General features: G+C 28.7%; 12 protein-coding genes. 7 read left to right on the top strand and 5 right to left on the bottom strand.

All coding sequences use genetic code 11. The features are described 5' to 3' along the window. Nucleotides 1-3 precede the first annotated feature (3 nt). Nucleotides 4-870 (top strand): LytTR family DNA-binding domain-containing protein, encoded by an 867-nt coding sequence (locus DK442_RS18280; protein ID WP_109437342.1) that lies wholly within the window; start codon nucleotides 4-6, stop codon nucleotides 868-870. Nucleotides 871-955: 85 nt separating this feature from the next. Then, nucleotides 956-1,606: a ubiquinol cytochrome C oxidoreductase gene (locus DK442_RS18275; protein ID WP_109437341.1), complete on the top strand. Its 651-nt coding sequence runs from the start codon at nucleotides 956-958 to the stop codon at nucleotides 1,604-1,606. Between the two features lie 60 nt (nucleotides 1,607-1,666). Here the strand turns inward: DK442_RS18275 and DK442_RS18270 are convergent, their stop codons facing one another. Beyond that, on the bottom strand, nucleotides 1,667-2,365 hold the full coding sequence (locus DK442_RS18270) for a LytTR family DNA-binding domain-containing protein (protein ID WP_109437340.1): 699 nt from the start codon (nucleotides 2,363-2,365) through the stop codon (nucleotides 1,667-1,669). Beyond that, the gene (locus DK442_RS18265) at nucleotides 2,355-3,422 is read right to left on the bottom strand and encodes a sensor histidine kinase (RefSeq protein ID WP_109437339.1); all 1,068 of its coding nucleotides are present in this window, start codon (nucleotides 3,420-3,422) and stop codon (nucleotides 2,355-2,357) included. Before DK442_RS18265 ends, DK442_RS18270 begins: the two co-directional genes overlap by 11 nt. Before the next feature lie 220 nt (nucleotides 3,423-3,642). On the opposite strand from DK442_RS18265, the gene DK442_RS18260 reads away from it, so the two are divergent. The 3 genes from DK442_RS18260 to DK442_RS18250 all read left to right on the top strand — a co-directional run bounded on the left by DK442_RS18260 (nucleotide 3,643) and on the right by DK442_RS18250 (nucleotide 7,034). Then, nucleotides 3,643-4,254, top strand: coding sequence for a YceI family protein (locus DK442_RS18260; RefSeq protein ID WP_109437338.1), 612 nt, complete (start codon nucleotides 3,643-3,645; stop codon nucleotides 4,252-4,254). A 2-nt stretch (nucleotides 4,255-4,256) separates the two neighbouring features. Beyond that, nucleotides 4,257-6,614 carry a TonB-dependent receptor domain-containing protein gene (locus DK442_RS18255; RefSeq protein WP_109437337.1) on the top strand — a complete coding sequence of 786 codons (2,358 nt, stop codon included), beginning with the start codon at nucleotides 4,257-4,259 and terminating at the stop codon, nucleotides 6,612-6,614. Between the two features lie 228 nt (nucleotides 6,615-6,842). Continuing rightward, the gene (locus DK442_RS18250; protein WP_109437336.1) at nucleotides 6,843-7,034 is read left to right on the top strand and encodes a cold-shock protein; all 192 of its coding nucleotides are present in this window, start codon (nucleotides 6,843-6,845) and stop codon (nucleotides 7,032-7,034) included. A 215-nt stretch (nucleotides 7,035-7,249) separates the two neighbouring features. On the opposite strand, the gene DK442_RS18245 is transcribed toward DK442_RS18250, so the two are convergent. The 3 genes from DK442_RS18245 to DK442_RS18235 all read right to left on the bottom strand — a co-directional run bounded on the left by DK442_RS18245 (nucleotide 7,250) and on the right by DK442_RS18235 (nucleotide 9,997). Beyond that, nucleotides 7,250-8,119, bottom strand: a complete 870-nt coding sequence (locus DK442_RS18245) for a M48 family metallopeptidase (protein WP_109437335.1) — start codon at nucleotides 8,117-8,119, stop codon at nucleotides 7,250-7,252. A gap of 146 nt (nucleotides 8,120-8,265) precedes the next feature. After that, complete coding sequence (locus DK442_RS18240) at nucleotides 8,266-8,967, bottom strand: LytTR family DNA-binding domain-containing protein (RefSeq protein ID WP_109437334.1); 702 nt, start codon at nucleotides 8,965-8,967, stop codon at nucleotides 8,266-8,268. Nucleotide 8,968: 1 nt separating this feature from the next. Further along, nucleotides 8,969-9,997, bottom strand: a complete 1,029-nt coding sequence (locus DK442_RS18235) for a sensor histidine kinase (protein ID WP_109437333.1) — start codon at nucleotides 9,995-9,997, stop codon at nucleotides 8,969-8,971. A gap of 208 nt (nucleotides 9,998-10,205) precedes the next feature. On the opposite strand from DK442_RS18235, the gene DK442_RS18230 reads away from it, so the two are divergent. Further along, on the top strand, nucleotides 10,206-10,952 hold the full coding sequence (locus tag DK442_RS18230; protein ID WP_109437332.1) for a trypsin-like peptidase domain-containing protein: 747 nt from the start codon (nucleotides 10,206-10,208) through the stop codon (nucleotides 10,950-10,952). Nucleotides 10,953-11,091: 139 nt separating this feature from the next. Then, complete coding sequence (locus DK442_RS18225) at nucleotides 11,092-12,231, top strand: AraC family transcriptional regulator (RefSeq protein ID WP_109437331.1); 1,140 nt, start codon at nucleotides 11,092-11,094, stop codon at nucleotides 12,229-12,231. Nucleotides 12,232-12,323 lie beyond the last annotated feature (92 nt).

Here is a 12,323-nt window from a genome sequence, read left to right as displayed (position 1 = left end):
GATATGAAAACTGATGTAACGCTTTTATCTAAAGATACTATTTCTATTATTAAAACGAGAAATGAGAAATGGAGAGTTATTCTTTTTTTTACTTTATATGTTTCATTTTTTTTACTCATTTTTCAGCCTTTTGGAGTCAATAATTATGATCCGACTCATCATATTAGTTTAGATTTTCTATTGGGATCTGTTGGATTTGGCTTAATAAGTGGAATTATAATATCAATACATGAGTTTATTATAATGCCTTATTGTATTAAGAAAAAAACTGGAGTTACAATTTTGACACGTTTATGTTTGTCATTCATACTCTTACCTTTTGGGATTTACCTTTTTTATAATGTTATAGGAAATTTTCATGATTGGAAATGGTCTAGTTTTTTTGGCTTTATAAGAGACGTGTCTTTAATGGCTATTCTCCCTATGAGCCTAATCTATATATATTATAATTATATCAAAATCAAAAAAGCTTACAGGATTTTATTAAATAAACCAACGTTCAATCCTTCAGAAGAAACACAATTGATTACAATAGAATCTGACAATAGAAATGATTCTATTATTTTACGATTAGATACATTACTATATATCGAAGCGCAAGATAATTATGTAAATGTATATCACTTATTGAATAATGAAGTAAAAAAACAATTACTTCGTACTACTATGAAAGTATTAGAATCCAAACTAAAAGAAATGACCGTAGTGAGATGTCATCGTTCTTATCTGGTAAATATAAATCTGATAATAAAAGTAAAAGGAAATGGTAATCAGATGAAATTATTTTTACCAAATGTTAAAAAGCCTATTCCTGTTTCCAGATCATATATATCACCTTTAAAAGAAATTATAGCCACTCACCACAAATAGACGAATTTTGCCACAAGCATTGTAGAAATGGGATATATTGACAATCATAAAGATGTAATTTTAACTGGCTTTAAATTACATTATTATGAAAACACCAATTGCGATACGATCAAGAAATAATTTAGTTAATATTCTATCTTTATGCGTAGGATTAACATTTATAACCACATGGCTTCCCTTATTAAGAGCCTTATTTGATGGTAAATCTTATTCTTGGGGAATGAGTTATTATGGGATTTCATTCTCTGGTAAAGGATTGACATTAGATTATACCATTTTAATAGTTTTTGCCTTTCTGTATTTTTTATTCTTTTATTCCTTTAACTGGGTTAAAAATCGCTTAATATTTTATGTTCTTATAATTTGGTGGTGGTTTCATAGTTTTGGAAATTTATTATATGATATTATCAAAAATGGAGATACCGTATTTCATGGGGATACCTTAAATATTCATGTTTCAATTTCTACCATTATAATTCCATTAGCTATTGCTTCTATGTTATTATTGGTTACTATAATCTATAAGGATAGGAAGTTACCGAATACAAATATTCCCTGGAGTCGCTTAAATAATATTAAAGCATTGATTGTTCTGTCTCCTTTAGTACTACAAATGATATTGTTTGTTATCGGAGAACCACATGGAATTACTGATAGCATTGCAGTAATCATAACGATTATACAATGCTTTGTAGTTCATTTAATTTTTAAACCCACAAAAGTAAAATCATCATAAAATAAAGAGATACGTGTAAAATAATAATTACTATATATACAGTGATTTTTAAACCAGAAATTACTTAAAATAATGCATGTTATGCTTATAACCATTACCAATAGGGATTTCTATTCTACCTATTTCAACGTCATTTTTGGTATATGCAGTGATCTTTTCACTGTTTACAATATAAGAACGGTGTAAACGAATGAAACGGTCATCTATTCGTTTTTCAAAGTTAGAAATACTCTCCTTTATGGTAAGCGTTTCTTCTAATAAATGAATTTTTATATAATCTTTTAAACTTTCTGCATAGAGAATATCATCAAAAACCACCTTTATCTGCTTTTTGGCTTTATTAACGAATATGTATTTACTTTTGTCATCATTAACAGCAATATTATCAGTGTTTTCTAAGTTTTTTTGCTGTTTAAGAAATTTTTGAATAGCAGAGAAAAAACGTTCAAAAAATATAGGCTTTAAAAGATAATCTACTGCATTAAGTTCAAAACCATCTACTGCATAATCCCTATAGGCAGTTGTAAAAATAACTTGTGGTTTATACACCAGGTTTTTAAAAAAATCGGTGCCTTTTAAAGCGGGCATTTCAATATCCAAAAAAAGTAAATCTACTTTTTCAGCTGTTAGAATAGAACTAGCTTCAATCGCACTTGCACAAGAAGCCACAAGTTCAAAATTTGGGATTTTCTCTAGATAGGTCTCGACAAGTTCCCTAGCTAAAGGCTCATCATCTATGACTAGACATCTATATTTCATATGTATCTAATTTTAGATTAGCAGAAAAGGAATTCGATTTATTTTCGATAATCAAATCATATGCTTTTGGGTATAGCAACTCTAGTTGTTTTTTAATATTTTGAAGACCAATTGATTCTTTCTGGACAACAGGTTTCATATTAACGGGTTTACTATTCTCTACCTTAAAGACAAGTTGCTCCTTATTTTTGGATATATTGATGTTGATGTTGGCTTGATTAATCTCATTAGCAACACCATGTTTAAAAGCATTTTCTACAAACGTGAGCAATAGTAAAGGAGCTACTTTTTCCCGACCAGTTACATTTTTACTAAAGGAAATTTTTACTCTATCTGCATATCGAATCTTTTCTAAAGATAAATAATTCTCAATGAGCTCTATTTCTTTATCTAGAGATACATATTCATCATTGCATCGGTAAAGAATATAATCTAGAATTTCTGATAATTTTTGAATAACCTTAGGAGCAGCATCAGACTTTTTTAAGGTTAACGCATATAAATTATTCAATGTATTGAACAAGAAATGTGGATTTAATTGATTTTTTAGTGCAACAAGCTCTGCTGTTTTCTTTTGTTCATTCAATTTAAGCAAACGTTGCTTTTCTACATATAATTTTAAAACTAATAATAATATAGTTGGATAGAGTAAATACAAGCTTTTAAATACAAATTCTCCTATACTCATTAATCTACCAGTAAAAGAAGGGTCATTAAAACGTTTTATATAATTCACATAAGTTTTGGGAAAGGTAACTTCAAAATAATTCATATGAATCAATGTGCAAATAATATAAAAGGCTAATAACGTTATTGTGATTGAAATTCCGAAAGCCAACTTTTTATCCTTATTTAAAAGTTGTGGAATCAAAAACTCCAGAATTATAAAAGCCATAGCAATCTGCAAAGTCACTCGTATACTATACGTGATAAGCAATTCATTGGTCGTGGCATAGTACCAACTAGAAGTAGAAGCTGAAAAAGCAAAAATCAACAATCCAAATACAAGGTATTTAAATTTTGAAACCTCCAGGAAACTTTGAATTTTTTGTACCATAAAACATGCTTTAGACTATAAAGGTATACATCTAAATATACCTTTTTTAAAATTACCTACCAACTATAGGTTAGTGATGTCAAAAACACAGTATCTGTAGACAAAAGCTTAGAACATCATTTGTAGGTCTTTTATCATCGTTTATGGCCTTTCTAACCACTTATTTAAAATGTGTAAAGCTTACTTCTAATTTAGCTTTCAAATCAAAAAAAATACTCAAATGAAATGTATTAAAAAATCAATTTTACCTATCAGCAAAATAGTATTCTTATGCTTTACTTTTTATTTAATATCACTTTCTACAACTGCTCAAGAATCTACTTGGCAAATAGATCCAAACCATTCTAACATTAATTTTGGTGTCTCTTACTTCAAGGTTGGTGAAATCAAAGGAGTGTTTAAGACATATACGGGGTCATTCATTCAAAAAAAAGACGAAATATCTACCATTAACATTACCATACAAACAGCTTCTATCAGCACTAATCAAGCAGATAGAGACAAACACTTAAAAACTAAAGATTTCTTTAACGCAGAAAAACATCCTGAAATAAAATTTATAAGTACAGGGATTACTAAAACTGGAGACAATGAATATGAAATTAAAGGAAATTTTACCATGACAGGAGTAACCAAACCTATTGTTTTAAAAGCTGTAGATAATGGTAGCTATGTACATCCAAGATTTAAAACCGAAAATAAATTTATAACTGTCACTGGTGTAATTAAACGTGAAGATTTTAATGTTGGAACCAATTATGCTCCTGCAAAATTTGCTCTTGGTAGTGAAGTTGACCTTATAGCAGAAATTCAATTAACTAAGAAAAAATAAATATGAAACAACATTTATACATAATATGTATCTTCCTTTTTTCTATATCATTTTATGGTCAAAAGGGAGTTGTTACAGGAACAGTATTAGATAAGAACACTCAAGAACCAGTACCATATGCCAATGTAGTCCTTAAATCAGGTAGTAATATTGCTACAGGAGGTATCACTAATGAACAAGGTTTTTTTTCGGTAAAAGAAATACCATATAACACATATGATTTCGAAATTCAGTTTATAGGATATAAAACGATAACCAAAGCCATAAATGTTGACAAATCAAATAGAAAAGTAAATTTAGGAAGTCTTTACATTGAAGAAGATGCCGTTGCTTTAGGATCTGTTGAGATTGTAACCGAACGTTCTACCATCGAACAAAAAATAGATAGAAAAGTAATTAATGTTGGTAAGGATTTAACGACGGTTGGAGCTTCTGCTAGTGATATCATGGGAAATATTCCTTCAGTGAGTATAAATCAAGATGGAGATATTTCGTTTCGTGGAAATGAAAATGTTCGTGTCCTTGTAGATGGAAAACCAACAAATTTAAGTTCTCGTGAACTTTTACAGCAGATTCCATCTACTTCGATCAAAACTATAGAATTAATAACAAATCCCTCTGCCAAGTACAATCCTGAAGGTATGAGTGGTATTATTAATATAAGTTTAAAAAAGAACACCAATTTAGGATTTAATGGATCAATAAATTCTGGGATTACTTATGGAGAACGAGCCAGGTATAACAATTCTTTAAGTCTAAACTACAGGGCAGGTAAAACTAATTTTTATGGTAGCTATAACAATAGACTTGGTAAAAGCACTACAGATGGAATAGTTACCAGAACGGTAGAAAACAATAATCAGTTAACAGATAATATTAATGAGAATACATCACATCTATTCAAATTAGGTTTTGATTATATGATCAATGATAAGAATACCCTATCTATTTATACGAATCAAAATCTCTTTGAAACAATAATTGATGGTAACAGGATAATCAATTTTTTTGATAATCCATCTGCAAATTTCACACAGCGGGATATTACTGACAGTGACAATGTCAACGCAACGTACAATGCCGATTTTAAGCATGTATTTGCAAAAGAAGGACATACTATTGAGCTCGAAGTAGATTATAATACTTTAGATAGCGATAAAGAATATGATTTTAGTTTTACAGGTAACAACCCTGTAGAGAACTATGAAGAATTAATTGAAGACACCAGAACCAACACTACAATAAATCTAGATTACGTAAATCCGCTTTCAGAAAACACCATGTTAGAATTAGGTTTAGAAACACGTTTACGCCGTACCGACAATTCTTATATCACAGGTAATCCTAATTTTAATAATTCCACCTTTTTTTATGATAGAGACATCTATTCTTTTTATACCACTTTTGGTCAAACATTAGATAAATGGCAATACAATATCGGTTTACGATTAGAGGATTATAATGTTGATTCGCAGTTTGATGAAGTTGGAGAAAACCCATTTAATTTTACTGATAAATTGTTCAATATATTCCCTTCAGGATTTTTGAAATATACTCCTAATGAGGATCAAAAAAACACGTATCAATTAAGTTTTAGCAGACGTATAGATCGTCCATCTTTAAATCAAATTAATCCAATACGACAATTAAACACCCCACAAATTATATTAACAGGTAACCCTAGTCTTGTTCCGCAGTTCACTAATTCGATAGAGTTAAACTATAGTAGAAAATTAGCTAAGGGTAGTTTTACCTTTGGTGGTTTTTACAGGAGAATTAGTGACGAAATAAATAGAAGAGGTTTTTTTGATGAAAATAATCCGAACCTATTGATCATTGATTATGATAATTTTGATAGCAATGATGCTTATGGATTTGAATTTTCTTCGAATTATCGTCTCACTAATTGGTGGAGTCTTAACAGTAGTTTTGATATCTATTCAAGAACTCAAAAAGGAGTTATTGAAGGTGAAAGTGTACAGGTCAACAACACTTTATTGAACGCTAAACTTAATAACAGCTTTAAAGCTACTAAAAATCTTACGTTTCAATTATTTACATTCTTTAGTGGCAGACAAGAAATTTTGCAGTATGAGCTAAAAGAAAACTTCTTTATGAATGCAGGTGCACGTTACAATTTTGCCAAAGGCAAGGGAACTTTAAGTCTTAATTTTAATGATATTTTTAGAACGCAACGTTTTGCTTTTGAAACTTATAGAACCATTATCCAGGAAGGCGAATTTAGAAGAGATACTCGCTCTGTTTATGCAGGAATTACATATCGTTTTGGAAGTGGTAAGAATAAGAGCTTAAAACGTAAAAAACGTGATAAAAATGTAAAAGCAGATAAACTATTATAAACTTTTTTAAAGTACTATTTATTTGATGTAGCTATCTAATCTACTCCTTTTTGCACAACTCATCTTGTGTTTTAAGGAGTAGTTAAGGTTAGGTTTATAACCTATCTCTTAGCGCATTATAAACTAATTTTGCTGGTATTTAAAAATTAATGAATTAATTAGTTGTAAATCAAATTAATAGCACCACCTTTGCGAAATAAATAATATAATAATTTTAATTACATTACAATGAGTAAAGGAACAGTAAAATTCTTCAACGACGCCAAAGGTTTTGGATTTATCACTGAAGAAGGTGCTAACAAAGATCATTTTGTACACATTTCTGGATTAGTAGATGAAATTCGTGAAGGCGATGAAGTTGAGTTTGATCTAAAAGAAGGTAACAAAGGATTAAATGCAGTGAACGTAAAAGTTATCTAATACATATACTTTCAAGTTTAATTAAAAAGTCCATCTATTGATGGGCTTTTTTTATTATCCGAATGTTATAATCACATTTATGTGATACTATATTTGTATATATTTAATAATGGCATAAGTAGGACTTTGATTAAAAAGGGATAGGGTATAAAATTAAATACCCCTCGAATTTCATTTTGAGGGATATTTAGATGATTACTTATTGCTAATAACCGTTAATTTGAAGATTGAATCGAGTCTAATTTTGCTTTAGCAACATCATACGTCTTTTTTAAGCTTTCACTATTTTTATAATACTCTCCATAAGTGTATGCTTTTTCTATAGATTTCATGGTTTTATCATAAAAACCGTTTTTGTAGTATACAATGTTTTCGTATTCTGAAAAATAGATGTCATTTTCGGATTTTGCACCATGCTTTTTTGCTATTTCTAGATATTCCAAAGCTTTCTTATACTGCTTCTTTTGATAATATATAACAGACATAAATTCATATCCTTTGGGTAAATCCTGAATTAATTCGGTGCTCTTTTTATAGCATTCTAAAGCTTTATCCAGTTCATCTGCATAATAATAAGCCATTCCCAATGACCATATGGCTGCAGCACTATCAGGATACATATCTACTACCTTTTGAAAATATTTTTGAGCTTTTGAATAATCTTCTTCTACCAAAAGCGAATATTCTGCCTGCATGATATCCCGCTCTGATTTTAATGTTGATTTTTTAGAGAGATTATAGGCTTTGGTAACCATCTTTTTATATTCTTCTGGATCTGTTACATAAAAACCACTCATCAAAACACCACTGGGATAATCAGGATCCAATTCTAATATTTTTGCTGCTTTTTTTTCGAATTCCTCTTTATCACCATAAAAATAGAAATTTGCTTCTAAGTCATTAAAAAGCTGATGTACTTCTGGGACTTTTGAATCTACAGCTAAAGTGAATCCATGCGTGTTTAAATTAGCTGGAGCATATTTCTGAACAAATTCATCTTCAATTTCGCGGCCTGTCTTTTGAGATTGACAGGAAAAAAAATTTAATAAAATTAAAAAAACAACTAATTGCTTAACCTTATTCATATCTATATATATTAATTAATTTTAACCAATATTATATAAGATATGCTTACTGTTTTTTAAAAATAGATCATGATAAATTAAATAACGATAAAAGATATAAAAGTATCTAAGTAGTATGTTTATAGTCTATAAAATGGTATTCGTCTTTAGGTATGTGATAATAGCGAAAAAACTTTTGAAGAATAACTGGACCCAACAGGAATTTCTATTTCACCTATTTCTATATCTTTTTGGGTATATGCAGTGATTCTGTTAATTGCTACAATATAGGAACGGTGCGTACGTAAAAAAAGCGTTGAAGGAAGTTGAGTTTCTATTTTACCAATATTACTTTTTACTACTAATTTTTGATGAACAGTATGAATTTTGACGTAATCCTTTAAACTTTCGATATATAGAATATCTTCAAATATTATCTTAATATGTTTTTTATTAACATTTACATAGAAAAATGCATCTTTAGATTCCTCTTGAGTTATAGTCAAAATAGGGGATTGTGTTCTTTCATAATAACGATCAACAGCTTTTACAAACCTGTCAAAAGAAATAGGTTTTAATAAATAATCAACGATATCCAAATCATATCCCTGTATCGCATATTCTCTATATGCTGTAGTGATGATTACCTTTGGGGGATTTTTTACAGCTTTTAGAAAATCTAAACCTTTTAAGACAGGCATTTCAATATCCAAAAACAATAAATCAATTTTCTCTTTTTTTATGACTTCAAAAGCTTCAACGGCACTATAACAACTAGCAACAATTTCTAGATCAGTAAGCATTTTTATATGATTTTTTAGTAAATCAATTGCTGGAGATTCATCATCAACAAGTAAGCATCGTACCATATTAATTTATTTTTAAAGTCAACTTTAAGTTAAAAAAAGCATTAGATTCATCGATCTCTAAATTATGTTTTCCTGGATAGATTAAATCCAATTGTCGCTGAATGTTAGCTAGCCCTATTCCGCTTTTATTTTCATCAGTTTTATTGTTGTACTGGTTATCTGTTTTTGTATTCCAAACGCTAAACTCAATATGTGAGTCAAATTGTTCAAGTACAATTCTTATTTCTGGTTTGGTAATATTGTCCCTAACTCCATGTTTAAATGCATTTTCAATAATAGATAATAACAAAAGAGGAGTTGTTTTTTGTTGTTGGTCAATGATGTCTTTTTTAAAAATAACTTTTAACCTTTCTTCATATTTAATTTGTTCTAACGCTATATAATTCTCTATAGCATGAATTTCTTCTATTATAGGAACTGATATTCGTTGGCTTTTATATAAAATGTAATCCAAAATTTCAGAAAGTTGTAATATCATATCCGGGGCCTTCGGGGATTTGGTAATGACATAAGAATATAAATTATTAAGAGTATTAAATAAAAAATGTGGGTTTAATTGTGCTTTTAAGTATTTAAGTTCTGTCGCTATTTTTTCTTTTTCCAACTGAAATACTTTTTCTTTTTCTAATTCTTGCTCTTTATTAGTCTTGTAGAAATACATAATCAATGCTGGAAAATGAAAAGATAACATATGAAAAGGAAAATCTTCTAAACTAATCAGTGGATAAGGACCATCTGCGCAATATTTATCCAAATGATAATATCCAATAAGACGAAATAGTAATGTTAATACTGCAATTACAAAAATCATGGATACTCCAAAAGCGATATATTTTTTTTGTTTTAAATAGATTGGTATTTGCCAATAATTAAACGTGTAAGCAGCTATGATTAATAACGGAAGTTTAAACAAAGTTGTTTCTATAGATTGTTCAAACAACTCAAAACTAGTAACAGAAAAAATATAAAAAAGAAAAATTGCAACCCAAAATAGAATATGTCCAAGGGCTTTTTTAGTATTAAAACTCATAGCTGGTAATATAATAAAATTATAACCTTCTCATCAAATAAACCGCTGTTTGGGCAATACTAGTATACAGAACTTGATTAACTGTATACAAACCTAAAAACAGGAAGTTTATAGCTATACATAGTCACTTAATTTTGTTTCATCAATTTTTTAAAATGTATCTGTTATTATTTCTGAAATTAGCTTCGACTAAAAAATCAATGAAAACATGTTAGTACTTAAGAAGATCATAATCACGACACTCGTCGCCATAACTTTAATTAGTTGTTCATCTGTAAAAAGGTTACAAAATACTCCAATTGGCTTAATCAATAATGTTGCTTATACAGATTCATCATTTGATAATCCAAATGCTTCCAATGGATTTTTGGTACAGTACAAAAACAATACTTATGCTGTTACAGCAAAGCATATTCTAATGATTGCCAAGACAGATCATATGAAATTTGTTGATTTTGAGGGAAATTTAAAAGAATGGAGAATGTATCCTAAAAATGATAGTACTAGATATGTAATTGCAGATAAGTTATTAAGTACGAATAAAAAAGATTCACTTACCTGGAATTATATGGATACAAATTGGGATACTTATAATGATTGGTTAGTTTTTTCTGTAAAAGAAAATAAGACATCCCATAAACCTTTGAAATTTAGAAAAAAACCAATTAAAAAAGGAGAGTATGTATACGCTATAGGTTGGTCTTATAAGGATAGTATTGGAGCGCAACGTGTATACCAGTATACATTTGACACAACCGAAGGAGATTACCATAATCTTATACAAATAAAAGGTCCCAAAAGTTTAGGAGGTCTAAGTGGAGCACCAATAGTAGATAAAAAAGGTAGAATCATAGGTTTAGTTTCTTCTGGCGGTGAAGATGAAAAAACAAAAGAGGTATTTTTACAAGCTACCAATATAAAAAATGCTTTTAAATTCATTTCTAATTTGGATTAAGAACTATAAACTTGATATATTTCTTACGTGAGGGTATTGGATCGAACTTGCTGAAATGTTGTTACAAAAAATAGGAGAGTAGCAGAATGGATATAAAATGAATTGACATTATTAAATTATATTTGTCATATACATTAAGATGGACTTTTCAATTTTAGGAATAACGACAATTTTCATCCTTTTTATTTCTCTATTGCTGGCATTATTTGTTTTAACAGTTAAAACATCTAATAAAAAGGCGAATACATTTTTAGGTATTTATTTTTTAATCTTTGCAATTCATATTAGTGTATTTTTTTATTCAAAATATATTACACTACCAGTGGTTTTAGAAATGCTTCGAGATCATATTGCATTTTTTACCAGCCCATTATTGTTTTTATATCTACTGGCTTCGATATATTCGGATTTTAGATATAAACCCAAATATCTATTGCATACATTACCTTTTTTAATTCAAATACTACTATTTTCTCCCAGGTTTTATTTTGCTGATCAAAATACAAGAGATTTCTTGCTTAAAAATTTGAATACTACCATAGAAGGTAAACTATCTATCATTTTTGGTCTTCTTGTAGCCTTTTTTTATTTAGTAGTCATGTTTATAGAATTAAAAAAATATAAGCAATTATTGTTAGAGAACTATTCTAACAAATCTGCTTTTAATTATAAATGGTTGTATCAATTACTCATTATATTAAGTATTATTTTCAGCTTTTCATTTTTTAAACAAGCTTATAAATTTTATGGAACTAATATTGAGATTTTAAATACCTTAAGAATAATGCTCACATTGGTATTACTTGTTTTTTTAACCTGGATTGTCTTAAAAAGTATGTATTACCCAAATCTTTTTAGAAATATTAATACTAAGCATGTATCGATAAAAGGAATAGTAAAGGAAAATAATATAGTACATATTGTAAATAAGAATGCGAAGGACGATATCAATAGATTATTAATATTTATGAAGAAAGAAGAGCCCTATCTTGACGCTACTTTAACACTACAAAAACTTGCTGAACAATTGGGATTACCCAATCGCACCCTATCCGTATTAATTAATCATAACCTAAATCAACGATTTTTTGACTTCATTAATCAATTTAGAATAGAGAAAGCAAAAAAAATGCTTTTAAATTCAAATAACGCTAAGCTAACCATACAACAAATTATGTATGATGTAGGATTTAATTCTAAATCTTCTTTTTACACGGCTTTTAAAAAAGAAACTGGCGTAACCCCTTCTGAGTATAAAAAAAGAAGCCATATTGAATAATAAATAAAGATAGTTCGATTAAAAAAAAGGGTTCGACTTTATGTAATCGAACTCTTTTTTTACACAATATATTTTCATTTGTGTTAATCAAA

This window comes from Aquimarina sp. AU119 (assembly GCF_900312735.1).
Lineage (GTDB): Bacteria > Bacteroidota > Bacteroidia > Flavobacteriales > Flavobacteriaceae > Aquimarina > Aquimarina algiphila.
Note: the sequence above shows the minus strand (reverse complement) of the source record. Positions and strands in the feature narration are given on the sequence as shown.